A 23,739-nucleotide genomic window follows, 5' to 3' on the forward strand; every position below is an offset into this window, starting at 1 on the left:
AACTACGCCCGTCTATATTGGGCAAACGGCCGATTTAATCTATAAATCAGTCCGCAACTTCCAAATCTCCGGAAACAAAACCACATCCAGCATCTTTCGCAAATAACTCACCCCACCGGTCCCCCCGGTACCGCGCTTGAACCCGATCACCCGCTCTACCGTCGTCACGTGGCGGAATCGCCAGAGGCGAAAGGCGTCTTCGAGGTCGGTGAGTTCTTCGCCGAGCTGGTACAGGTCAAAGTATTGCTTGGGGTCGCGGTATACCTGCAACCAAGCTTGCTCCACCGCGTCGTTTTCCACATAGCCCTGAGTCCAGTCGCGCTGTGTGTGGCTGGCGGGCACGGGCAGGCCTCGCCTCGCAAGCAGGCGCAGGGCTTCGTCGTACAGCGACGGCCCTTCAAAAGCGGTCTGCACCTGGGCCAGCAGGTCGGGCCGGTGCGCGTGCGGCTTGAGCATGGCGGCGTTTTTGTTGCCCAGGGAAAATTCAATACAGCGGTACTGCGCGCTTTGAAAGCCGCTGGAGTTGGCAAGGTATGGTCGGATCGCGCTGTACTCGGGTGGGGTCATGGTGGCCAGCACATCCCAGGCGTGCACTAGTTGCTCCATGATGCGGCTCACGCGTGCCAGCTTCTTGAAGGCGTCACCGAGTTCGTCGCTCGCCACATTCGCAATTGCCGCACGCAGCTCATGCAGCATCAGCTTCATCCAGAGCTCGCTGGTCTGGTGCTGGACGATAAACAGCATTTCGTCGTGCGCGGGTGACAGGGGCTTTTGCGCACTCAGGATGGCGTCGAGCTGCAGGTAGTCGCCGTAACTCATGTCACGGCTGAAGTCGAGCTGGGCTTTTGCGTCAGTGACGATTTTCTCGGAAGTAGTCATGATCAGGTCACCGCGTGCTTCTGGCTGAATTCAGGGCGCTTCCATTCAGCCGTTTCCAGGACTTGCTTCAACTGCTCGACGGCATGCCAGACATCCTCAAACCCCACGTACAGCGGCGTGAAACCGAAGCGCAGGATGTCCGGGTGACCTGCTCCGTCGCCGGCACGGAAGTCGCCGATGACGCCGCGTGCAATCAGTGCCTGCACGATGGCGTAAGCGCCTTCGGTGCGAGAGAGCGATACCTGTGAGCCGCGTTGTGCATGCTCTCGCGGCGTGGCCAAACCAAGGTCGTGGCCCGTGCAGCGTTCTTCCACCAAGGCGATGAACAGATCGGTCAGCGCGAGCGACTTGCTGCGGAGTGCAGACATGCCGCCCAAGGATTGAGCGGCGCCAAATACATCAAGCCCGCATTCCAGCGCGGCCAGGCTCATGATGGGTTGGGTGCCGCACAGGTAGCGCGTGATGCCCGCCGCAGGACGGTAGTCGGGCGTGAACTCAAACGGGGCGGCATGACCCCACCACCCGGACAGCGGTTGGCGAAAACGCTGGGCGTGTTTGGGATGGACCCAGACAAAGGCGGGTGCACCCGGCCCGCCATTGAAGTACTTATAGCCGCAGCCGACTGCAAAGTCGGCATCAGCGCCTTTGAGATCAACCGGCACGGCGCCCGCGCTGTGTGCTAGGTCCCATACCGCCAGGCAACCGGCCTCGTGCGCGGCTCTTGTCAGTGCCGCCATGTCGTGCATGGCCCCTAGGCGGTAGTTCACATGCGTCAGCATCAGCACGGCTGCGTCGCTGTTCAGGCTGGCCACGATCTCGTTCGGCTCCACCAGTTTCAACTGGTAGCCGCGCTCCCTGCATAGACTGTCGGCAATGTACAGGTCGGTCGGAAAGTTGCTGCGTTCACTGATGATGATTTTCCTGCCGGGAGCGTCCTCGGCGGCCATGGTCAGCGCGGCGCTGAGCACTTTGTAGAGATTGACGGACGTGCTGTCGGTTGCCACCACCTCGTCGGGCCCAGCGCCTATTAGCGGCGCAATTTTGTTGCCCAGGCGCTGCGGCAAATGAAACCACCCCGCATCGTTCCATGAGCGGATGAGGTCCTTGCCCCATTCACGGGTGATGACGTCGGCCACACGCGCAGCTGTTGTTTTGGGCGACACGCCCAGCGAATTGCCGTCCAGGTAAATCACGCCCTCAGGCAGCGCAAAGTGGTCGCGCAGCGGGCGCAGCGTGTCGCCGGCATCAAGGGCGCGGCAGCCGTCAAGGGTGATCATGGTTCTCTCAAGATGGTGTTGGCGCGATCAAGCTCGCGCAGTACGGCGCGAACGGGCGAGGCATCGGCTCGGGTTAATTTGAGGGGAAGGGCGATCAATTCATAGTCGCCAGCGGGGATGTCATCAAGCACCAGGTTCTCCAGCAAACGTAAATCGTGCTTTAGCAGCAGCTGATGACAGGGCAGGTCTTGGCTGGTGGCGGGGTCCACGCTGGGCGTGTCGATACCGACAAGCGCTATGTTTCTGGTAGCTAGCAGCGCAAGTGTTCCCGGGGCGATCGCCGTGAATGATGCCCAGGACTGGCTGGCGGTGCGCGCCGTGCGAAACAGCACGCGCGGCGGCAGCTCGTCCATCGCGTGTGCAATGTGCTGAGGCTCAACGAGTGGCCCGCAGTCCATGCAATGAATCACCCGGCACGGCCCAAGGTAAGGCGACAGGTCCACCGCACCTATGGCTGGTGCGCCGCTTGCGTAATGCATGGGTGCGTCCGCGTGGGCGCCAGTGTGGGGTGAGAAGGTCAGGGTGTTGACATTGACCGGGCAGCCAGGGGCCAGCGCGAAATGCAGTTTTTGCGAGTAAGTGGCGTCGCCCGGAAAGACGGCAGCATCTTCGTCCACAGGAGGCGAAATATCCCAGATGCGTCGGTTGTCTTGTGTCATGGGTGCCAAGGTATCACCATCAAAAACACCGTGGTGTCGGTTATTTCCAACAAGCGCTGAAATAGGGTTGGAGCGCCCGGCCCTGCGGTAATCAGTGCCGGGATGTACAGTGCTGGCAGGCACCGAATGTGGTGCTTCAGATCGTCAACACATCAGAGGATCACCATGAATTCGAGCGGCAAAGGCAAAGTGGCAGTGGTTACCGGAGCAGGCACCGGCATCGGCAGGGCGGTGGCGCTGGCGCTGTTGCGTGAGGAATACCAGGTGGTGCTGGTGGGTCGGCGTGTTGAGCCACTTAACGACGTTGCCAAAGAGTCCGGCGCGGGTGCGCGCGCGTTGGCAGTGGCGACAGACGTGAGCCAGCCCGAGTCGGTAGCAGCCATGTTTGCCAAAACCAAAGAGGTGTTTGGCCGCCTGGACCTGCTGGTCAACAACGCGGGGGTTAATGCGCCCGCCGTCAACATGGAAGACCTCACGTTTGAGCAATGGCAAAACGTGATCAACATCAATCTCACGGGCTCGTTTTTGTGCGCGCAGGGCGCCATCAAACTGATGAAAGATCAGGAGCCGCAGGGCGGCCGCATTATCAACAACGGATCCATCTCAGCCCACGCGCCGAGGCCCAACTCTGCGCCCTACACCTCGTCCAAACACGCCATCACCGGCCTGACCAAATCCATTTCGCTGGACGGCCGTAAGTACAACATTGCCTGCGGACAAATTGATATCGGCAACGCGCTGACCGAGCTGTCGGTTCGCATGACCAAGGGTGTGACGCAGGCCAATGGTGAAACGGCTGTGGAGCCGATGATGGATGCGAAGGAGGTGGCCGATGCGGTGGTGCACATGGCTGCGTTGCCGCTGTCTACCAATGTGCAGTTCATGACGATCATGGCTACGAAGATGCCTTTTGTTGGGCGGGGCTGAACGGCTCAATACAGTTGGTTGCGTGAAAGCGCGACCAGTGCGGCTTGCAGATTGGTTCTTGCAACGGCCTCGTAGCGCTCATAAAACCAGGGGGTGTTGTAGATGCGTGGCCGGTCCATGAAAGACTGCAACACTGCGCTGCGCCCTTGGACGTAGCGCGACCAACGAACCCAGCGGTATTCGCTGCGCACGTCGCGCTCAAATTGCCGGTACACGCTTTCGCTCTGGCCCAGAATCGCCAGGTCGATATCGACAACCCATTGCGCATCCCCGCTGCCTGGCACGGCGTGGTGTCGGGTATCGAGAATGTGGCTGTTGACGGTTTTGCGCAGAGTTTCGTCAAAACCCATTTCTGCCAGGAAGGTGAGGGCCCATAACGCACTTTTTTCTTCATTGCGCGCAAGCCATGGCCAGTAGATGGCATCGTGAAACCAGAGTGCCAGCTCAACCGCGTTGGGGCTGGCCAGATCGTCACGAACCTGCGAGAAGTGTCGCAGACAGGCGTGCAGGTGCGGTGTGTTGTGATAACGGCGCGGCCAGCGTGCCCAGTTCTGCAACAGGCGCTTGCCCTCACGGTTCCAGCGGTGCCCGGCGCAACCCAGGCGGGCGCCGAGTTCAGTCCAACGAACCAGCAACTCGTCGCGATGTGCCGGCGTCCACCACATGGTGCGGTGCGTCAGCTCACCCGGCCAAGCATCAAAAACTCCATCAAAGCCTTCTGCACATGCATCCGGTTCTCCGCCTCATCCCAAACCACAGACCGAGGCCCGTCGATCACCTCAGCTTCGACTTCTTCCCCGCGATGCGCAGGCAGGCAGTGCATGAACAGCGCGTCCGGTTTGGCGGCTTTCATCATGTCGGTGTCCACGCACCAGTCAGTAAAGGCTTTTTTGCGGGCTTCGTTTTCGGCCTCGTAGCCCATGCTTGTCCAGACATCGGTGGTCACCAGATCAGCACCAGCGCAGGCTTGCATCGGGTCTTTGAAGACCTTGTAACTTTCCGCCGAGCGGATGCCGGCCACGGACTGGTCGACCTCGTAGCCCGTGGGCGTGCTCAGGTGCACCTTGAAGCCGAGGATTTCACTCGCCTGCAGCCAGGTGTTGGCCATGTTGTTGCCGTCGCCCACCCAGGCCACCGTCTTGCCCTTGATGGAGCCGCGGTGCTCGATGTAGGTGAAGATGTCCGCCAGGATCTGGCAGGGGTGAAACTCGTTGGTCAGGCCGTTGATAACCGGCACGCGTGAGTGCTCGGCAAAGCGGTCTATCTTGGTCTGCTCAAAGGTGCGGATCATCACCAGGTCCACCATGCGGCTGATGACCTTGGCACTGTCTTCAATAGGCTCGGCGCGTCCCAGCTGGCTGTCGCCGGTGGTCAGGTTGACCACGCTGCCGCCCAGCTGGTACATGCCCGCCTCAAAACTCACGCGGGTGCGGGTCGAGGCTTTCTCAAAAATCATGGCCAGCGTGCGGTCTACCAGAGGCTGATGTTTTTCGTAAGCCTTGAACTTTTTCTTGATCAGTGCGGCGCGTTCAAACAGATAGGCGTACTCGCCAGCGTTCAGGTCGCTGAACTGCAAATAGTGTCTGATGGCTTTGGGGGTACTGACGGTCATGCGGCGGCTTTTTCTTTTAGCAATTGCTTGATCAGCGGGCACAAAATGGCGACCACTTCGTCGGCTTCTGCGATGGTCATGGTCAGCGACGGTATCAGGCGGACCACGGTGTCTGCAGTCACGCTGAGCAGCAGGCCATTGTCAGCGGCGCGTTTGAGCAGCTCGCCGCAGGGTTTGTGCAGCTCGACGCCGATCATCAGCCCGCGCCCGCGGATTTCTTTCAGACCTGCCTCACCAGCCAGCTCGCGCGCAATGGCTTGCCGAATGTGGTCGCCCACCTTGACCGCGTTGGCGAGCAGCCCTTCCTCTTCCATGATGCGAATGGTTTCCACGCCCGCCCGCATGGCCAGCGGGTTGCCCCCAAACGTGGTGCCATGGTTGCCAGGTTGAAAAATATGCGCGGCCTTGGGGCCAGCCACCACAGCGCCAATGGGTACGCCCGAGCCCAGGCCTTTGGCCAGGGGCATCACGTCCGGCTTGACGCCTGCCCACTGATGCGCAAACCATTTGCCAGTACGCCCCATGCCGCATTGCACCTCGTCAATCATCAGCAGCCAGTCGTTTTCGTCGCACAGCTTGCGCACATCACGGATGTATTGGTCCGTCATGCTGTTGACGCCGCCTTCGCCCTGAATGGCTTCAAAAAACACGGCCACAACGTTGGGGTTGTTGGCCGTGGCCGTCTTGATGGCGTCAATGTCGTTGAGCGGCACGCGGATGAAGCCCTCGACCAGTGGGCCAAAGCCGGCCTGCACTTTAGGGTTGCCGGTGGCACTCAGCGTGGCAATGCTGCGGCCATGGAAGGCTTTTTCGTACACCACGATCTCGGGCCGTTCAATGCCCTTGTCGTGTCCGAATTTGCGCGCCAGTTTCAACGCTGCCTCATTGGCCTCGAGGCCGGTGGAGCAGAAGAACACGTTCTCCAGCCCCGAGAGCTCTACCAGCTTGGAAGCCAGCGCCTCCTGCAGGGGTACGTGGTAGTAGTTGGAGCTGTGGATGAGTTTGCCAATCTGGTCCTGCAGCGCAGGCACCAGCTTGGGGTGGTTGTGGCCCAGGGTGTTGACCGCAATACCGCCCAACGCGTCCAGATAGACCTTGCCATTGACGTCCCAGACGCGGCAACCCTGGCCATGCGACAGCGCGATTGGCAGGCGGCCGTAGGTGTTCATCACGTTGGGGGAAGCGGCTTCAATGTGATGGGGCAGGGCAGCGGTCATGTGGCAAAACTCCGGGAAATACTGAAAAAAGTGGGTAATCAGGGCGCCGCATGTCGGCGGGGTCGTTTGATTCTAGGCGCAGAGCTGGTGCCGGTTTGTGACGATTGTTCATCACAGCAATGCGCTGAATGTGGCCCGTCCGTGTCGTTCTGGGGGCTCAAGTCTTATATAAGATACAATCTTTGTGCGCTGCAGCAAAGGCCTACCCCTCGCCTCTGGCACGCGAAAAACCTTCCATCAGATGGTCTCCAATTCCGCCAAAGAAGTCTTCATCCAAGGCGTCACCCGCGACGGCAAAACCTTTCGCCCCAGCGACTGGGCCGACCGCCTGTGCGGCGTGATGAGCCAGTTCCGGCCTGGCGGGCCGCAACCCGGCAGCCACCTGACTTACTCCCCCTGGTGTGTTCCCACAGTGATCAACGGCATCAAATGTGTGGTGGTCAACAGCGAATTGCGCGAGGTCGAGCCTCTCGCATGGGACTTTGCGCTGAACTTTGCGAAAGACAATGATCTGCAGATCGCGGAGGCTTGTTTATTGCCGGATTTACCCAAGGCCTGATCCGCAACGGATTGGCGCATGTGAAGCCCCGATCGGCGCGCTTTTTGTCTCGCAAAGCAAAAAAGCCGTCTTTCGACGGCTTTTTTGCTTTGCTGGCAGCGCACCCTACAAAACGGCGGACTGAAAAACAATCAGTCCGGGCGATTTGCCTAATTGCTTAGGCGGCCTTTGGGGCGGCGAGTGCCAAGGCTTTCACCTTGGTGGACAGGCGGCTCTTGTCGCGAGCTGCCTTGTTTTTGTGGAAGATGCCCTTGTCGGCGATCGTGTCCACAATGCTCTGCGCCTTGGCGAAGAGTTCAGTGGCTTTGACCTTGTCGCCGCTGAGAACAGCTTTTTCGACGTTTTTCACGGCGGTGCGGTACTTGGAGCGCAGCGACGTGTTGGCGGCATTGAGTTTGGTGTCCTGGCGGACGCGTTTGCGACCTGATGCCAGGCGCGGGTTCTTTTTCTTGGGTTTGGCAGTAGCCATATATGTGTTCCTTTAATCCGGGGAGGAGTCTGCGGATGTTGCTAGCAAAGCCCACGATTATAGCAGCCCCCACGGTCGTTCACTGCGTGTACTCCCTGCCCCCCGAGGGGGCCGCTCCGCCTGCGGCCGGGCGAAGCCCGTTCCGCGGCTCCTGCTTGAAAAGACTGTTTCCTCCACTGCCGCGTGATGTAGGTAGCGTGGGGCTTAAACTTGCCGCGTGTCACTTTTCAAATCCGCGTCCACCGTCTCCCTTTTAACGCTTGTGTCCCGGATCACCGGCCTGGTTCGGGAGCTTCTGATGGCTTCGACCTTTGGCGCAAGCGCCATGACGGACGCTTTCAACGTTGCTTTTCGCATTCCCAACCTGTTTCGTCGCTTGTTTGCCGAGGGGGCGTTCAGCCAGGCTTTTGTGCCTGTTTTGGCTGCCAGCCGCGCCAAAGACGGGGAGGCCGCTACGAAACTTCTGATCGACCGGGTGGCCACGCTTTTGAGCTGGGCGCTGCTGTTGACTTGCGTGATCGGTGTGGCGGCGGCACCCGTACTGGTCTGGATGATGGCCAGCGGGCTGAAGCAGGAGCCGCGTGGTTTTGAGGCCGCAGTGTTCATGACGCGGTGGATGTTTCCGTACATCGGGTTTATGTCGCTGGTGGCGCTGTCAGCCGGCGTGTTGAACACCTGGAAGCGTTTTGCTGTGCCGGCGTCGACCCCCGTGTTGCTCAACGTTTGCATGATCGGAGCCGCATGGCTGGGGGCGCCCTGGTTCCAGACCATGGGCATTGAGCCGATTTATGCCATGGGTGCCGGCGTGATGCTGGGCGGTTTGCTGCAGTTGTCGGTGCAAGTACCCGCTTTGCTGAAAATGGGCCTGCTGCCGCGCATCGGCTTAAGCTGGACCGCCATCCGCAGCGCCTGGGCTGATCCGGGCACCCGGAGCATTACACATCTCATGGTTCCCGCCTTGCTGGGCGTGAGCGTTGCGCAAATATCCCTGCTGATCAACACCCAGATAGCCTCGCACCTCACACCGGGCAGTGTCAGCTGGCTGACCTATGCCGACCGCCTGATGGAGTTTCCGACCGCCATGCTGGGGGTGGCCATTGGAGTGGTGCTGATGCCCCAGTTGGCGGCGGCAAAGGCCGCGGACGACGCGGAAAAATACTCGGGCATGCTGGACTGGGGCTTGCGCATCGTTGTGCTGCTGGCCGTGCCCAGTGCGGTCGCTTTGCTGACTTTTGCCCAGCCGCTGGTCGCGACTCTGTACCACTATGGCGCTTTCACCGACGGAGATGTGCAGCAGACCACCACGGCCCTGATGGGCTACGGCGCGGGTTTGGTAGGTCTGGTGGCGATCAAGGTCCTGGCGCCGGGTTTTTACGCCAGCCAGGACATCCGGACGCCAGTGAAGATTGCCGTCGTGGTGCTGATCATCACGCAACTGCTCAATTTCGTGCTGGTGCCCGTGTTGCAGCATGCGGGGCTGGCGCTGGCCATTGGCATAGGCGCGCTCATTAATGCGTTATGGCTGCTGGTGGGTTTGATCAAGCGCGGCAGCTACAAGCCCGCTCCAGGCTGGGTTGTCTTTGCGCTGCAGGTCGTAGGGGCAAGCGCACTGCTGGCGGTCTTTTTAATGTGGACGGCCCAAGTGGTCAGCTGGACCGGCATGCGCGCCGAGGCATGGAAGCGAATTGGGCTGCTTGCCCTTGTTCTGTGCGGTAGTGCTGCTATTTATTTCGGAGCGCTTTGGGCGAGCGGGCTGAAAATCCGCGCTCTGATTCGCCGGTGATTTTTTGGAACAAAGACCCCGTGCATCCGCGGCCGGATTGTGAGAAAGTAGCGGCATGTCACTGAATTTGGAGATTCCATCGCCCCTTCAGTACTTTGCCAGCCTGGTACAGAGTGACGAGCACTTTCCGTTGCTGGAGGCCGCCATCAGCGTGGCCCAGGACGAGTACCCTGACCTGGATGTGCAGCAGGTGCTCGGCGATGTTGATCAGTTGCTGGCCCGCGTCAAGCGACGCCTGCCGGCCGATGCTTCTGCGCTGCAGCGCTTGCGGGTACTCAACCAGTTCTTCTTCCGCGACCTGAACTTTGGCGGAAACATCAATGACTACTACGACCCCGACAACAGCTACCTGAATGCGGTGCTGAAAACCCGGCGCGGCATACCGATCACGCTGGCGGTGTTGTGGCTGGAGCTGGCGGGCGGTATGGGGCTGAATGCGCGCGGCATCGCCTTTCCGGGGCACTTCATGGTCAAGGTCAATCTACCCAAAGGCCAGGTGGTGCTGGATCCCTTCACTGGCCAGTCGCTGAGCAGGGAGGAGCTGGCAGAGCGGCTTGAGCCCCTGCGTCACCGCAGCGGACTGGTTGATGAATTCGAGGTGCCCATTGGTCTGTACCTGCACGCAGTGCCCTCGCGGGACATCATTGCGCGCATGCTGCGCAACCTCAAGGAGATTCACAAAACCCAGCAGGATTGGCCCCGGCTTGTGGCCGTGCTGGACCGCCTGATTGTCCTTAACCCGGACGCCTGGCCGGAATACCGCGACCGCGGGCTTGCGCTGGCCGAACTGGGGGAGGCAGGGCGTGCCGTTGAAGACCTTGAAACCTACCTGGCAAGAGCGGATGACGCGCTGGACCTTGACGCCGTCGCCGACCGGCTGGCTCAGTTGCGACGGCAGAACAGCTGAGCGGGCTTCAAGATCGTCTTGGCCATGGCGGAGCCCGCAGGCATTGGGGTCCTCACAGACGCGGCGAACTACGCGAAGTGGTGACCCTGGGACTAGTCAGCCACTGCGCTTCAAAAACTGCGGAATAGTGCCGTTGTCTGTTGCACGGGTTGGGCGTACCAGCGTTGGCTGGATCGTGGCTTGCAGCGGTGCAGTAGCAGCCCTGCCTGCTATGAGGGTGGACAGTCGCCCGCCCTGAACCATGGACTCTTGCGCTGGCATCAGGCTGTTGGATAAAGAGCCGCGTTGCCTGGACACCACCTCGCCGGCGGTGTTGTGCATCGGGACGGCCGCTTTAGGCGGCAGGGTTCGCGCTGCAGGCTTGGTGAGGTTGGCGCTGTCGTTTGCCGCCTGCGGCGGATAAAGCTGAGGCTTGAGCCACTGCAGGATGGGTGCCCACTGCGCGAGATCGGCTTGGGCGAGTTGGGGTTGCAGGTCAAAAATAGTGAGCCCCCGCTCCAGACTGCGCACATAGAGCTGGGTTTCGCGCAGCGCACCCAAAAACGGCACGCCAAGTTTCTCGGACCATTCATCGAGCGTTTGCGCCGCGTTGGTCCGGCCATCAATGCGCATGCCCACCACGGCAAGCCGGCAGCGGCCACTTGCAACGCGGGGCATGGTCATCAGCTCGGCGTGGCAGGCCTCGGCCGACTCACGGTCAAACATCGAATTACACACGGGCATTACGATGCAGTCAGCAAACATGACCACCCGGGCCAGTTCAAAGCCATGCATGCCGCCCGGCGTATCCAGAACCACATGGGTGATACCGGTGGGGACGCGGAGCATGTTTTTCTGGTCCACTGCCCAGGGAGCGATGGCCGGGAGTGACGGTTCGCGCCGCTTCAGCCATGCCCGCGCTGACTGCTGGCGATCGACATCGCCCAGCATGACGGAACTGCCGTTGCGCGCGCACCAGGCCGCGATGTGGGCGGCCAGCGTGCTTTTGCCGCTGCCTCCCTTGCGGTTGACGACTGCGATGACCGGCATGAATGCTCCGATTGCTGGGAAAACGAACAGTTTGATACAACTTTGATGAAAAGTCTACCGTGCCCAAGGACGTGGGCGCAAGCTGCTAGTGTTTTTGTAGCAAAAGGGCGAATTCGCCGCCGGGGCTGGCCTCATATGGTCAGTCGGTCAAAGCAAAAGGCGGTATCGGCACATTCTTCCCTGCCGACCCCACCCCGCTGAAAAGCGAATGGCGATCAGTTCAAGTCAGGGGCGCGAGGTCAGGCCACGACGACAGCTGCACCTTCGCCACGAGGAGCAATCACACCGATCTCGTAGACCTTCTCGCCGGCATCGCGAAGCGTTTTGGCCGTGGCAGCGGCGCTGGCAGCATCCACCACCACGACCATGCCGATGCCGTTGTTAAACGTCCGGTTCATCTCAAAGTCATCAATACCCGCCGTCTTCTGCAGCCAGGCAAACAGCTCGGTTCGCGGCCAGCTCCCCTTTTTGAGGTGGGCGGCCGTGCCATCGGGAAGCACGCGGGGAATGTTCTCAAGCAGACCGCCGCCGGTGATGTGGGCCAGGGCCTTGATCGGGTGCGCGGCCAGCGCGGCCAGCACATTTTTGACGTAGAGACGGGTCGGCTCCATCACCGCTTCCTTGAACGGTTTGCCGTCCAGCGTGACGGGCAGGTTTTCCGCCGCACGCTCAATACATCTGCGTACCAGGCTGAAGCCATTGGAATGCACGCCACTGCTGGCCAGACCCAGCACCACGTCGCCCGGTTTCACGTCCTTGCCGGTGAGGATTTTCGACTTTTCCACCGCACCGACAGCAAAGCCGGCCAAGTCGTATTCACCCTCGGGATACATGCCCGGCATTTCTGCGGTTTCCCCGCCTATCAGGGCGCAGCCGCTCAATTCACAGCCTTTGGCAATGCCGCCGACGACGGCCGCAGCAGTGTCCACATCGAGCTTGCCGCACGCAAAGTAGTCCAGAAAAAACAGTGGCTCTGCGCCTTGAACCAGCACGTCGTTGACGCTCATGGCCACCAGGTCTATGCCCACGGTGTCGTGCATCTGCCATTCAAAGGCCAGACGCAGTTTGGTGCCTACGCCGTCGGTCCCGCTGACAAGCACGGGCTCTTTGTAGCGTTTGGGTACTTCAAACAGCGCGCCAAAGCCGCCTATGCCGGCCAGTACGCCCTCCCGCATGGTTTTTTTGGCCAGCGGCTTGATGCGCTCGACCAGAGCGTCGCCCGCGTCAATGTCGACACCGGCGTCTTTGTAGCTGAGAGGGGAGGAAGAGGAGGTGGTCATGGGGCTTCGAAGGGTAGGGGCTGTGTTCGGGCTGGGCAGGCAAGCCCGATAGAATTCAGCCTAAGATTCTAAGGGTTCACCCCCGTCACCCTTCTCCATCAGGCCGTATGCAATTTACCCCCACCCAAAAACGCGGCGCCACCTGGTTCCTGATTGCCGCGATTGTGCTGCTGGCCCTGTGGTTGCTGGGCCCGGTACTGACGCCCTTTATCGTTGCCGCGGTGCTGGCTTATGCGCTGACACCGGTTGTCGACAAGCTTGACGACCTTGGCCACGGCAGGATGCCCCGAGTGCTTGCGGTGCTCATCGTGGAGGCACTCTTTCTTTTGACGCTGCTGTCGATTTTATTGCTGGTGGTGCCGATTTTCGCCAAGGAGTTGCCGCTGCTGCGCGAGCAGGTGCCGTTGCTGGCCGATCGGTTCAACGGCTGGTTGAGCCCCTTGCTTGCCCAGTTTGGTATCAAGGCCTCGCTGGATGTCGCCAGTATCAAGGCGTTTGCCCTGAAATACCTTAATGCCAATTTTGAAGAGGCGTTTGGTTCTGTGCTGTCGTCCCTTAAGCTGGGTGGCAGCGTCGCCCTGGCCATCGTCGGCAACGTGGTGCTGATTCCCGTGGCGCTGTTTTTCCTGCTCAAGGACTGGGACCGCATTGTTGGGCTGGTGATGGAACTGGTGCCTCCCAAAATGCGGGCTTCGGTCGACAGCTTCACCGAAGAAGCCGATATGGTGTTGGGGCAGTACCTGCGCGGGCAGTTGCTGGTGATGGGTGTGCTGGCGGTGTACTTCAGCGTCGCGCTGGCGGTGTTTGGATTTGATCTGGCTGTTCCGGTCGGAATTTTTACGGGACTCGCCTTTTTTATTCCTTATCTGGGTTTTGGGTTGGGGATGTTGCTGGCTCTGCTGGCCGGCATCCTGCAGTTTGGTGGCCTGTATGGCGTGTTTGTCGTATTTGGCGTCTACGGGGCCGGTCAGCTGGTGGAGAGTTTTTACCTGACGCCGCGGTTGGTGGGTGAGCGCATTGGCCTGCACCCGCTTGCTGTCATTTTTGCCTTGCTGGCTTTCGGCCAAATCTTCGGATTTTTGGGCGTGCTGATCGCCTTGCCCGCAAGTGCCGTGTTGCTGGTGGGTATCCGCCGCCTGAAGGCGACCTACATGTCCAGCAAGCTTTACCAGAACTGATCATCCAACACGGCAACCGCGCATGAAGCAGATCGCACTGGACATCGGGTTGGCTTCGCCGCCGTCGTTTGCCAATTTTTTTGCCGGCCCCAATGAAGCGGCCCTGAGGCATCTTGAGCTATGGGCCGGCAACAGCTTGCGATCGCCAGTGCCCACCTATTTGTGGGGGGAGCCGGGCAGCGGCAAGACTCATTTGCTCAAGGCGGTGAGCGAGACCCTCAGAGAGCAGGGCGCGGCTGTGGGCTGGCTTGATGCCTCCGTGCTGGAGCCCGGAGAGTTCAATGAAAGCTGGGCGGCGGTGATTCTGGACGACTGTCACTTGTACACAGCGGTGCAGCAGCAAGCTGCCTTCAACTGGTTTGTCAATGCGCTTAACGCCGCCGACGGCCATCCGCGCTGCGTGCTTGCCGCCGGCAATGCCCCGCCGGCCGATCTGCCTTTGCGGGAAGACCTGCGCACGCGCCTGGGCTGGGGCCATGTGTTTGCCTTGCAGGCCCTCACGGACACGGAGCGCCGCGCCGTGCTGCGCCAGGAAGCTGACGCGCGCGGCGTGTTTCTCAGCGACGAAGCCATGGATTTCATCTTGAGCCGCTTCTCGCGGGACCTTGGCAACCTGATGCAACTGCTGGATCAGCTTGATGCTTATGCATTGCAAACCCAGCGCGCCATCACCATTCCGCTGATCAAATCGATGTTGGAGAATTCGTGAAGTTAGCCTTGTTTGACCTGGACCACACCCTGATTCCGTTTGACTCGGATTACGAATGGGGCGAATTCACCATCGCCCTTGGCTGGTGCGACGGCACCGAATTCAAACGCCGCAACGATGAATTTTTTGCCCATTACCGGGCTGGTACGCTGGATATTCATGACTACGTACGTTTTGCCACCCAAGCGATCCGCGAGCAGGGTGCTACAAAATCAATAGCTGCGCACGACCGTTTCATGAGGGAAGTCTTCCAGAAACGCATGCAACCCGTGGCGCAGCAACTCGTGGACAAACACCAGTTGGCTGGTGATCAGGTGGTCATCGTCACGGCGACCAACGAGTTCGTCACCCGTCCCATTGCCACAGCGTTCGGTGTCAAGGAGCTGATTGCCGTGGATCTGGAGCGAGATGCCAGCGGCAATGTCACCGGCGAGATCTGCGGAACCCCGTCCTTTCGTGAGGGCAAGGTGACGCGTGTCGAGCAGTGGCTGGCAAGCCGCGGCCTGAGTCTGGGGCAGGTGGAAACCACGTTTTACACCGACTCCATGAATGATCTGGCCTTGCTTGAGAAGGTCAATCACCCAGTGGCAACCAACCCCGACGAGCGCCTGCGGGCACTCGCCACCGAGCGCGGATGGCGCATACTTGACCTGTTCTAACTGTGGGCAGCTGCGGCCTCACCCGGCGGGCAGTGTTCTTGAGAAAATCTCCTGATTCCATGATCAAAAAATTCATCGACAAGCTGTTTGGCAACTCCGGCAGCTCAGCCAGTGGCGCCAAGCGCGTCAAAAAACCATCATTCGGCGAGCGCGTTGAAGTCGGGCCCAGAGAGCATGCCATCGACCCGAGTCTGGTGGACGAACGCGCCATGGACGTGGTGCGCACCCTGAAGCACGCCGGTTTTGAAGCCTATGTGGTGGGCGGCGCCGTGCGCGATCTGCTGGTAGGTCTGCGGCCCAAAGACTTTGACGTGGCTACCGACGCAACGCCTGAACAGGTGAAAAGCCTGTTTCGGCGGGCTTTCATTATTGGCCGGCGTTTTCGCATTGTTCATGTGGTTTACGGCCGCGGCCGTGAGCATGAGGTCATCGAGGTCTCCACCTTCCGCGCACACCTGGACAGCAGCCTGGCTGAGCAGGTAGGCGGCAATGAACGCACCAGCAAGAGTGAGCTGGCGGGCATGAAACACGCGGTGGATGCGTCCGGGCGTGTGCTGCGCGACAACGTCTGGGGTCCGATGGAAGAAGACGCCGCGCGCCGCGACTTCACCATCAACGCCATGTATTACGACCCGCAAACGCAGATCGTGGTTGACTATCACAACGGCATTCGCGATGCGAAGAAGAAAATCATCCGCATGATTGGCGACCCGGCTACGCGTTACCGCGAAGACCCGGTGCGCATCATTCGCGCGGTGCGATTTGCAGCCAAGCTCAGCGCGCTGGGCTTCAAGTTTGAGAGCAAAACATCTGCGCCGCTGCGCGAAATGACCAAGCTGCTGGCAGATGTGCCGCAGTCGCGCTTGTTTGACGAAATGCTCAAGCTGCTGCAGACCGGACATGCGATTGCCAGCATTGCCCAGTTGAAGCAATTGGGCCTGAACACCGGCATCTATCCGCTGCTTGATGTGGTGGTCGAGACAGCGGAAGAACCCTTTTTGCAACTGGCTTTGCTGGACACCGATCGCCGTGTAGGAGAAGGCAAGCCGGTCGCGCCCAGCTTTCTGTTGTCCTGTGTTCTTTGGGTCGATGTTCGCACCGGTTGGGAGCAGCGGCGTGCGCGCGGCGAGCATGTCATGCCGGCGCTGCAGGACGCGATTGACGACGCCTTCAACGCCAAAATTGGTGATGTATCTGGCCGCGGCAAGCTGGGCACCGACATGCGGGAGATCTGGACCATGCAGCCGCGTTTTGAAAAGCGCACTGGTAGCTCGCCCTATTCGTTGCTGGACCAGCCACGCTTTCGCGCCGGGTTTGACTTCCTGCGCCTGCGCGCGCAGACCGGCGAGATCGAACCTGAGTTGTCTGAATGGTGGGAAAAGTTCAGCACCGCTTATGACGACGAGCGTCACGAGATGATTGAACAGGTGCGCCTGGAGCAGTCGCAAAAGCCGCAAGCACCGCGGACCCGTGTCCGGCGCGCCGACGCAGTTGAACCCCGGCAGGATTCGGGTGGCGAGCACACGCCGGCAGAAACGGGTGAGAGTTTTGGCGCGCCAGGCCCCGCCAAAAAACGCCGTCGTCGCCGCAAGCCGGCAAATCGTGACGGCGGCGGTGCAGCACCTATGGACCTGCCGCCTCAAAACACTTCAGACTTTTAGTCTTGCGGAGATGGGTGAGCGCGTCCGGAGCGAGCCAAGAAACCCGGTCACCGCGTATGTGGCCATTGGTGCCAATCTGGGCGACGCCAAAGCCACAGTCTTGCAAGCCATGGATGCGCTGGACGGGCTGTCAGGGACCCATGTCACCCGACGCTCCAGCCTCTATCTGACGGCAGCCCTTTCTGGTGCAAGCGGCAATGAACCTGATCCAGCCGCACCCGATTACATCAATGCCGTAGTGGCGATCGAAACAAGCCTCACCGCACCTGCGTTGCTGGAGCAACTGCAGCAACTGGAAAACGCCGCAGGCCGCGAGCGGCCCTACCCCCATGCGCCACGCACGCTGGATCTGGACATTCTTTTGTACGGCGATGCCCACGTTGCTTCACCGCGCCTGACGGTCCCGCATCCGCGAATGCTGCAACGTGCTTTTGTGTTGGTTCCGCTGGCGGAGATTGCGCCCGCGCTGGTGAAGCCGGCGCAGCTCAGTGCGGTGGCGGGGCAGGTGATAGAACGCCTTTAGCGTTTTGTCATGCGGCGTACCCACGTCGGTGGTTCGTGCTGCATGGATCCCGGGTCGAGCCCGGGATGACTGTCAGGGCGTTTACGGTGCCAGCCGCTCGCGCAGCCACCCTGTATCGCCCCGCTGTGTGTAGCGCAGCCTGTCGTGCAAGCGGCTTTTCCGGCCTTGCCAGAATTCCCATGTGTCCGGCTTGAGCCTGTAGCCGCCCCAGTGCGGCGGCCGCGGCGGCTGCAGTAAAAACTTCGCGCCGTACTTGGCAGCGTTGGTGACCAGTACGGTCCGGCTCGGGATCACCTGGCTTTGCGGGCTGGCCCACGCACCTATGCGTGAGTCCAGCGGGCGGCTGTGAAAGTAGGCATCGCTTTCTTCGCCTGATATTTTTTCCACCACGCCTTCAATGCGCACCACACGCTCCAGCTCGACCCAGTGAAACTGCAGCGCAGCGAAAGGGTTGCCAGCGAGTTCCTGGCCCTTGCGGCTGTCGTAGTTGGTAAACCAGACAATGCCGCGTTCGTCAAAACCCTTGATCAATTGCACCCGGGTAGAGGGACGGTGCTGGTTGTTCACCGTGGCCAGAGTCATGGCGTTGGGTTCTGGCACTTTGGCGCTAATGGCCTCGGATAACCACTGCTCAAATTGCTTCAACGGATCGGCCTGTGACGCGTCTTCGCTGAGCTCGGCCCGCTCGTAGCTCTTGCGCAGATCGGCGATGTGTTGTGTGGGCTCTGACATACTGGAAGTATAGATAGACCTACATGAAGATGCCTCACTCGTTGCCAACATCCCTGCTCCCGGTGGTCATCGTTCTGGCCGCGGGACGCGGTGAGCGATTCGTGGCGTCTGGCGGTGATACCCACAAGTTGGCGGCCCTGCTTGCGGGAAAGCCCGTACTGGACCACGTACTGGCCGCCGTGCAGGGCAGCGGGCTTTCTTTTCATGTGGTGGAGGCCGATGCCTCGCGCCCCGGCATGGGCGACTCGATTGCTGCGGGCGTATGCGCTACCGCTGACGCATCGGGCTGGATGATTTTGCCGGGGGACTTGCCGTTGATCCGCAGCGAGACGCTGCTTCAGGTCGCGCAGGCGCCGGAGTCGGCAGTGCTCGTGCCCATGTATGGTGGTCAAAAGGGCCATCCCGTGCGGTTTTCCTCGTCGTGCAGGGGTGCTCTCAGCGATTTAAGGGGAAATCAGGGAGCGGCCCATTTGGTACGGGAAATGTCTGCTATCAATTCAGTAGCTTATCTGGCGCTGAACGATGTCGGCATCGTGACCGACATCGACACCCTGGAAGATTTGACGCGCGCCGAGCAACTGCTGGCAGCCCGGCGGCGGTAACTCAACTCCGGATGATCACGGCACACGCGACACGCGGGCCCGCGTTGCCAGTGGGCTGGGTTGTGTAGTCGTCCGGGTCACGGTGAACAATCAGACCTTTGCCCACAATGTCGGACGCTCCGCTGCCAACAGTGATGCTGGTCGATTCAAAGTTGAAGCTTGCGATGCCGGCCGCGTTGGCCTTCAGGCTGGGCATGTCGCCGGCGTGGTGCGCGCCCGCGCCATGGTTCCCATGTACCACCCCGGTCGGGTTGAAATGCCCGCCAGTGCTCATGCCGTCACCGCTGGAGCAATCGCCTTTTTCGTGCACATGAAAGCCGTGCTCCGCGTTGGGCTTGAGGCCCCGCACTTCACCACTGACCCTCACGTGGCCCTCCATTTGCGTAAAGCTGACGATGCCTGTTGCCAGGCTGCCTGTGGTGGCCAGCAGTCGCGCGTGGGCGCGAGGGCCGGGGAGCGGACTGGCGCAGGCTCCGAGCAGGGCGGTGAGTGCAAGTGATGTGAGGATGGGTCGCATGGGTGTCTCCCGGTTTCAGGAATGAAGAGGAATCTATTTGTGAATATCAGGCTTGGAACGGATGCTGGCAGATCGGGGTTGAGACAGTTCAAGCAGCCGCGCCAATGCTGCATCCGATATGCCGTGGCTTTGCAGGCTGTCCAGCGTTTGCCGCGCGTAGTCGTGCGTGCTGCCGTAGCGTCCGCAGGATTCGCTGAATATTTGCTGATAGCGCGCTTCGCTGAGCTGACCTGTGTAGTTCGGGCTCCGGCGCGACAGGGTAAAAGCCAGTGCCTGCACTTGTCCCTTGGGTGTGGTGCACCGTAACAAGCGCGGGTCATAAACGCCGGTGATCATCTCTCGCAGCCACAGGCGGGCAACGACATCCGCGACATCATGCTTGTGCACCCGGTACACCACCCCGTGGCAACTGCCGCCCGACAGCAGGGCAAACACGAGGCCTGGGCACTCGGGCGTGCCGCGGTTGACGCGGCTCCACATCTTGAGCGCGCGGTGCCAGCCGTGAACTTTGGCGCGGCGCATTTCCGCATAGTCAAAATCGGGCCGCCAGATCAATGAGGCATACCCAAAAATCCAGAGGTCGTCTTTGCCGCCCCACTGGTGCAAAAAGCGCTCCAGCATGGGGGCTGGATCACGCACAGGCGGGACGTCTGGAGGCAGGGCTTGATACACACCCGCACTTTACAATGGCCGTCCCTTTCCTGCAGCGTGCAGGGTTGGCTGGTTCACGGAGTTTGATTGAATGTCCCCCTCGGAAGATGACCAACTCGGCCTTGTGCTGGGTCTTGTATTTGCCATTGCCGCTACGGTGGTTTCATTGGTGATTGGCGTGGCGCTGGCCCGCCCAGGCGATGCGATAACTGAGCTTCCTGTCCCGGCGTCTGCCGTAGTTTTGCCGGCCGTTGTTGTTGCCCCGCCAGCGCCTGCAGTTTCAAGCCCGGACGCGCAGGCCGTGTCTGACGCGGCGAGCATCACCGTCGAGTACGGGGTGGTGAAGCTCTACTTCGCTTCCGGAAAAACTGAGCTGGCGCCTGGGGCTGGCGGTGCGCTGGGCGACGTGGTGATTGGCGCCAGAAGCGGTAAAAAAGTGCTGATCTCCGGTTTTCATGATTCCAAAGGTAACGCTGCCATCAATGCCGGAATGGCCAAAAGGCGGGCTCTTGCCGTGCGCGATGCGTTGATCGAGGCAGGCGTCCCCGGTAGTCAGATCACCCTTGAAAATGCCGCCGTCACAGCGGGCACGGGTAACGACGAAGAGGCGCGCAGGGTTGAGATTTCCCTCAAGTAGTCGCTGAGTCCGCCCTGCAAGGGGTGTCTTAAAGGCCGTTATTTGGTAACCGCTTTGTACCTGAACGCTTCCAAAACACTGGGTAACCAAGTACGATAGGTGAGGTAACAAAGTTACCAATTCATATATCAGACAGCGAGCCTATGACACTTCATTCCACCGTTGCTGCGATCACCAGCCAGATCCGCGAACGCAGTCGCGCCACGCGCGAAGCCTATCTTCTGCGTCTTGACGGCGCCGCCACACGAGCCGTCAGTGTGGACCGCATGGGCTGCGGCAACATCGCGCATGCGGTGGCCGGCATGCCCAAGGACGATCGCTTCAAGGTTGTGACCGAGCGCGCGCCCAACATCGGCATCGTTACCGCCTACAACGACATGTTGTCGGCTCACACCCCCATGCAATCGTATCCAGACCTCATCAAGTGGGAGGCGCGTCTGCACGGCGCAACTGCCCAGGTGGCCGGTGGCGTGCCCGCCATGTGCGACGGCGTGACGCAGGGCACAACAGGCATGGAGCTCAGCCTTTTTAGCCGCGACGTGATTGCCATGGCCACCGCCGTGTCGCTGAGCCATGACATGTTTGACGCCGCGCTGATGCTGGGTGTGTGCGACAAGATCGTGCCCGGCCTGTTGATAGGCGCGCTGCATTTTGGCCATCTGCCCACCGTCTTCGTGCCTGCCGGGCCCATGGCCTCGGGTTTGCCCAACAAGGAAAAAGCCCGGGTCCGTGAACAGGCCGCGCAGGGCCTGGTGGGGCGGGGTGAGTTGCTGGACGCTGAACTTAAGTCATATCACAGCCCCGGCACCTGCACGTTTTACGGTACTGCCAACAGCAACCAGATGCTGCTCGAAGCCATGGGGCTGCACGTTCCCGGTACCGCCTTTGTGCAACCGGGTAATGATTTGCGCGATGAGCTGACGCGAGAGGCTGCGCGCACGGTGCTTGGCATTGTCAAGCGCAAGCGCTTTGCACCTATCGGCAAGGTGGTGGATGAAAAGGCCATCGTCAATGCAATGGTCGCCTTGCTGGCCACCGGGGGGTCTACCAACCACCTGATTCATTGGGTGGCGGTGGCACGTTCTGCTGGCATCCTGATTGACTGGAATGACTTTTCTGCCTTGTCAGATGTGGTGCCGCTGCTCACGCACGTCTATCCCAATGGCAGCGCTGACGTGAACGAGTTTCAGGCCGCAGGCGGAACCGGGTTTGTGATCCGTGAGCTGCTCGATGGCGGCTTCATGCACGAGGACGTGCTGACGGTCCGCGAGGGCGGTATCCGCGAGTACACCCGCGAGCCGGCCATGGTGGACGGCAAGCTGGCCTGGCATGAAATGGGTGCCTCCAAAGATGACACCGTTGTGCGACCTGCCAGCCAGCCCTTCAGCCCAAGTGGCGGCCTCAAGCTGCTGCAAGGTAATTTGGGCCGCAGCGTGATCAAGGTGTCGGCTGTGCCCGATGACCGCCACGTCATCGAGGCGCCTGCTCGCGTGTTTGATTCGCAAGAAGGTCTGCACGCGGCCTTTCAGGCTGACGAACTGAATCGCGATGTGATTTGCGTGGTGCGCTGGCAGGGGCCGCAAGCCAATGGCATGCCGGAGCTGCACAAACTCACGCCTCCGCTTGCCGTGTTGCAGGGCAAAGGGTTCAAGGTGGCGCTGGTGACAGACGGACGCATGAGCGGCGCGTCTGGAAAAGTCCCCGCCGCCATCCATGTGTCACCAGAGGCCGCTGCGGGTGGCCCACTGGCCAAGGTGCGTGACGGTGATGTGATCCTGCTCGACTCCATTAATGGTGTGTTGCAGGTCAAGGTGGCAGATGACGAGTGGGCTGCACGCCAGCTCGCCACCATGCCGGAGGCGCTGGGCATCAGCAATGGGCTGGGCATGGGCCGTGAATTATTTGCGGGCATGCGCAACCGCGCGTTGACCGCTGAAGAAGGAGCTTTGTCGTGGACCTGAGTATTGATATCAAAAAACCGCTGAGCGCCTTGCAGGTCATGCGGGATTCGCCCGTGATCCCGGTGATTGTGCTGAGCGATGTTGCACACGCGGTGCCACTGGCGCGCGCCTTGGTCGCAGGCGGCATACGCATGCTGGAAGTGACCTTGCGTACCCCGCAGGCCCTGGCGTGCATCGAAGCCATTGCGCGCGAAGTACCCGAGGCTGTGGCCGGCGCCGGCACAGCGCGCAGTGCGGCCGACGTGCAGGCCTGCGCCATGGCCGGTGCGCGCTTTATCGTGAGCCCTGGCTACACGCACGCCGTGGGAGCAGCTTGCCGTGATGCGCAAGTGCCTCTGTTACCCGGCGTGGCAACGAGCAGCGAGATCATGATGGCGCAGGAGGATGGGTTCACCGAACTGAAATTTTTCCCTGCCGTGCAGGCGGGCGGCGTTGCCATGCTGAAAGCCTGGAGCGGGCCATTTGGAGACGTGCGGTTTTGCCCCACGGGCGGCATCACAACGGCCAACGCGGCAGAGTTTCTTGCACTGCCTAACGTGGTCTGCGTGGGCGGCTCATGGCTGGTGCCCGGGGATGCGTTGGCGAGTGGGGATTGGGCACGGGTGACTGAGTTGGCGCGGCAGGCTTTTCAGGTGGCTCGAAGGGCTGTTTGAGGGGTGCTTGCGGGTGAAATCAGCCGTTCACCCATGTTGTTTGGGAATAGTTTGCTATTAATACAATAGCTGATGGCCGTCATCCCGGACCCCGGATCAAGTCCGGGGCAGGCCCGATCCGGGATCCATGTTCGCTTCCTGCTGTCCCCGCGTTCCGTTCGGGCTGAGCTTGTCGAAGCCTTCTTTGCTTCGTGCTTTGGTGGTGTGCCAGCTAGCCGGGGGTTGCCCGGCGGCAAGTAACTTTCTTTTGCTTCGCCAAAAGAAAGTCACCAAAGAAAAGGCGACCCCGCTGTCTGCGTCCCTCCGCTGCGCTACGGGCAACCTGCGGTGCTCGGCTCAGGCGGGGTCTGACACAAACTCGCCTGCGGCTCAAACAAGTGTCAGCCCTCATCCGTCTGAGCCTGCGCTCCTCGGCGCATACAGAAGGGGTGGGGAGCGGGACGGAATCGGGAGTAGGCTCCGGCAAGTACACGCTAGGGCGTGTCCTTGCCTCCCCGAGTTTGTCTTAATGTGTTTGTCTTATCTTCCCAAACCCGTCGGGCCGGGCCGAGGAGCGCCGGTCAAAGCGGGGCAGGGCTCGCAGCTGTCTGAGCCGAAGGCGAGTTCTGCGGGACCCCGCTTTACCGAGCACCACAGGTTGCCCGTAGCGGAGCGGAGG

25 protein-coding genes are annotated in these 23,739 nt (G+C 60.7%); 13 read left to right on the forward strand and 12 right to left on the reverse strand.

Translation table 11 applies throughout. The annotated features are described in order from the left end of the window. Positions 1-39: 39 nt before the first annotated feature. The 3 genes from kynA to kynB are packed head-to-tail and all read right to left on the reverse strand — an operon-like array spanning position 40 to position 2,815. On the reverse strand, positions 40-879 hold the full coding sequence (kynA, locus tag VE934_RS03770; protein WP_324884475.1) for a tryptophan 2,3-dioxygenase: 840 nt from the start codon (positions 877-879) through the stop codon (positions 40-42). A gap of 2 nt (positions 880-881) precedes the next feature. After that, positions 882-2,156: a kynureninase gene (kynU, locus tag VE934_RS03775; RefSeq protein WP_324884477.1), complete on the reverse strand. Its 1,275-nt coding sequence runs from the start codon at positions 2,154-2,156 to the stop codon at positions 882-884. Further along, positions 2,153-2,815 (reverse strand): arylformamidase, encoded by a 663-nt coding sequence (gene kynB / locus VE934_RS03780; RefSeq protein ID WP_324884478.1) that lies wholly within the window; start codon positions 2,813-2,815, stop codon positions 2,153-2,155. The genes kynU and kynB overlap by 4 nt, the downstream gene beginning before the upstream one ends. Before the next feature lie 165 nt (positions 2,816-2,980). On the opposite strand from kynB, the gene VE934_RS03785 reads away from it, so the two are divergent. Next, positions 2,981-3,742 (forward strand): SDR family oxidoreductase, encoded by a 762-nt coding sequence (locus tag VE934_RS03785; protein ID WP_324884480.1) that lies wholly within the window; start codon positions 2,981-2,983, stop codon positions 3,740-3,742. A 5-nt stretch (positions 3,743-3,747) separates the two neighbouring features. On the opposite strand, the gene VE934_RS03790 is transcribed toward VE934_RS03785, so the two are convergent. From VE934_RS03790 to VE934_RS03800, 3 genes are read right to left on the reverse strand one after another with little or no spacing between them, the layout of a single operon-like run. Then, positions 3,748-4,407: a hypothetical protein gene (locus VE934_RS03790; RefSeq protein ID WP_324884482.1), complete on the reverse strand. Its 660-nt coding sequence runs from the start codon at positions 4,405-4,407 to the stop codon at positions 3,748-3,750. Between the two features lie 11 nt (positions 4,408-4,418). Beyond that, positions 4,419-5,354 carry an ornithine carbamoyltransferase gene (argF, locus tag VE934_RS03795; protein WP_324884484.1) on the reverse strand — a complete coding sequence of 312 codons (936 nt, stop codon included), beginning with the start codon at positions 5,352-5,354 and terminating at the stop codon, positions 4,419-4,421. Further along, complete coding sequence (locus VE934_RS03800; protein WP_324884486.1) at positions 5,351-6,571, reverse strand: aspartate aminotransferase family protein; 1,221 nt, start codon at positions 6,569-6,571, stop codon at positions 5,351-5,353. The genes argF and VE934_RS03800 overlap by 4 nt, the downstream gene beginning before the upstream one ends. Before the next feature lie 241 nt (positions 6,572-6,812). Here VE934_RS03800 and VE934_RS03805 point away from each other — a divergent pair, with 241 nt between their 5' ends. After that, the gene (locus VE934_RS03805) at positions 6,813-7,130 is read left to right on the forward strand and encodes a DUF3579 domain-containing protein (protein WP_324884488.1); all 318 of its coding nucleotides are present in this window, start codon (positions 6,813-6,815) and stop codon (positions 7,128-7,130) included. A gap of 157 nt (positions 7,131-7,287) precedes the next feature. Here VE934_RS03805 and rpsT read toward each other — a convergent pair whose 3' ends face one another. Further along, the gene (rpsT, locus tag VE934_RS03810) at positions 7,288-7,599 is read right to left on the reverse strand and encodes a 30S ribosomal protein S20 (protein ID WP_324884490.1); all 312 of its coding nucleotides are present in this window, start codon (positions 7,597-7,599) and stop codon (positions 7,288-7,290) included. A gap of 217 nt (positions 7,600-7,816) precedes the next feature. Between rpsT and murJ the strand changes: the two genes are divergently transcribed. Beyond that, entirely contained in the window at positions 7,817-9,382 is a 1,566-nt protein-coding gene (gene murJ, locus VE934_RS03815; RefSeq protein WP_324884492.1) for a murein biosynthesis integral membrane protein MurJ, read from the forward strand. A 55-nt stretch (positions 9,383-9,437) separates the two neighbouring features. After that, complete coding sequence (locus VE934_RS03820; protein ID WP_324884494.1) at positions 9,438-10,289, forward strand: SirB1 family protein; 852 nt, start codon at positions 9,438-9,440, stop codon at positions 10,287-10,289. A 96-nt stretch (positions 10,290-10,385) separates the two neighbouring features. Here VE934_RS03820 and VE934_RS03825 read toward each other — a convergent pair whose 3' ends face one another. Together VE934_RS03825 and purM are read right to left on the reverse strand one after the other, a co-directional pair. Further along, positions 10,386-11,318, reverse strand: coding sequence for a ParA family protein (locus VE934_RS03825; protein WP_324884496.1), 933 nt, complete (start codon positions 11,316-11,318; stop codon positions 10,386-10,388). A gap of 239 nt (positions 11,319-11,557) precedes the next feature. Then, entirely contained in the window at positions 11,558-12,598 is a 1,041-nt protein-coding gene (gene purM, locus VE934_RS03830) for a phosphoribosylformylglycinamidine cyclo-ligase (RefSeq protein WP_324884498.1), read from the reverse strand. A gap of 107 nt (positions 12,599-12,705) precedes the next feature. Here purM and VE934_RS03835 point away from each other — a divergent pair, with 107 nt between their 5' ends. The 5 genes from VE934_RS03835 to folK are packed head-to-tail and all read left to right on the forward strand — an operon-like array spanning position 12,706 to position 17,328. Further along, complete coding sequence (locus VE934_RS03835) at positions 12,706-13,776, forward strand: AI-2E family transporter (RefSeq protein ID WP_324884500.1); 1,071 nt, start codon at positions 12,706-12,708, stop codon at positions 13,774-13,776. Positions 13,777-13,798: 22 nt separating this feature from the next. After that, a complete protein-coding gene (gene hda, locus VE934_RS03840; protein WP_324884502.1) occupies positions 13,799-14,485 on the forward strand; it encodes a DnaA regulatory inactivator Hda in 687 nt (228 codons plus the stop codon). After that, positions 14,482-15,144 carry an HAD family hydrolase gene (locus tag VE934_RS03845; RefSeq protein WP_324884504.1) on the forward strand — a complete coding sequence of 221 codons (663 nt, stop codon included), beginning with the start codon at positions 14,482-14,484 and terminating at the stop codon, positions 15,142-15,144. Before hda ends, VE934_RS03845 begins: the two co-directional genes overlap by 4 nt. A gap of 59 nt (positions 15,145-15,203) precedes the next feature. After that, the gene (gene pcnB / locus VE934_RS03850) at positions 15,204-16,805 is read left to right on the forward strand and encodes a polynucleotide adenylyltransferase PcnB (RefSeq protein WP_324884506.1); all 1,602 of its coding nucleotides are present in this window, start codon (positions 15,204-15,206) and stop codon (positions 16,803-16,805) included. Between the two features lie 10 nt (positions 16,806-16,815). Beyond that, entirely contained in the window at positions 16,816-17,328 is a 513-nt protein-coding gene (gene folK, locus VE934_RS03855; RefSeq protein WP_324884508.1) for a 2-amino-4-hydroxy-6-hydroxymethyldihydropteridine diphosphokinase, read from the forward strand. An 81-nt stretch (positions 17,329-17,409) separates the two neighbouring features. Here folK and pdxH read toward each other — a convergent pair whose 3' ends face one another. Then, entirely contained in the window at positions 17,410-18,060 is a 651-nt protein-coding gene (gene pdxH, locus VE934_RS03860) for a pyridoxamine 5'-phosphate oxidase (protein WP_324884510.1), read from the reverse strand. Positions 18,061-18,083: 23 nt separating this feature from the next. Between pdxH and VE934_RS03865 the strand changes: the two genes are divergently transcribed. Continuing rightward, on the forward strand, positions 18,084-18,662 hold the full coding sequence (locus VE934_RS03865; protein ID WP_324884512.1) for a nucleotidyltransferase family protein: 579 nt from the start codon (positions 18,084-18,086) through the stop codon (positions 18,660-18,662). 1 nt (position 18,663) lies between these two features. Here the strand turns inward: VE934_RS03865 and VE934_RS03870 are convergent, their stop codons facing one another. Both VE934_RS03870 and VE934_RS03875 read right to left on the reverse strand, forming a co-directional pair. Beyond that, entirely contained in the window at positions 18,664-19,179 is a 516-nt protein-coding gene (locus tag VE934_RS03870) for a superoxide dismutase family protein (RefSeq protein WP_324884514.1), read from the reverse strand. Between the two features lie 33 nt (positions 19,180-19,212). Beyond that, positions 19,213-19,800, reverse strand: coding sequence for a gamma-glutamylcyclotransferase (locus VE934_RS03875; RefSeq protein ID WP_324884522.1), 588 nt, complete (start codon positions 19,798-19,800; stop codon positions 19,213-19,215). 121 nt (positions 19,801-19,921) lie between these two features. On the opposite strand from VE934_RS03875, the gene VE934_RS03880 reads away from it, so the two are divergent. The 3 genes from VE934_RS03880 to eda all read left to right on the forward strand — a co-directional run bounded on the left by VE934_RS03880 (position 19,922) and on the right by eda (position 23,081). Further along, a complete protein-coding gene (locus VE934_RS03880; protein ID WP_324884516.1) occupies positions 19,922-20,467 on the forward strand; it encodes an OmpA family protein in 546 nt (181 codons plus the stop codon). 143 nt (positions 20,468-20,610) lie between these two features. Continuing rightward, a complete protein-coding gene (gene edd, locus VE934_RS03885; protein WP_324884518.1) occupies positions 20,611-22,428 on the forward strand; it encodes a phosphogluconate dehydratase in 1,818 nt (605 codons plus the stop codon). Then, positions 22,425-23,081, forward strand: coding sequence for a bifunctional 4-hydroxy-2-oxoglutarate aldolase/2-dehydro-3-deoxy-phosphogluconate aldolase (gene eda, locus VE934_RS03890; protein ID WP_324884524.1), 657 nt, complete (start codon positions 22,425-22,427; stop codon positions 23,079-23,081). Before edd ends, eda begins: the two co-directional genes overlap by 4 nt. The last annotated feature ends 658 nt before the right edge of the window (positions 23,082-23,739 follow it).

The sequence above is a fragment of the Polaromonas sp. genome (assembly GCF_035638815.1).
Lineage (GTDB): Bacteria > Pseudomonadota > Gammaproteobacteria > Burkholderiales > Burkholderiaceae_C > Polaromonas.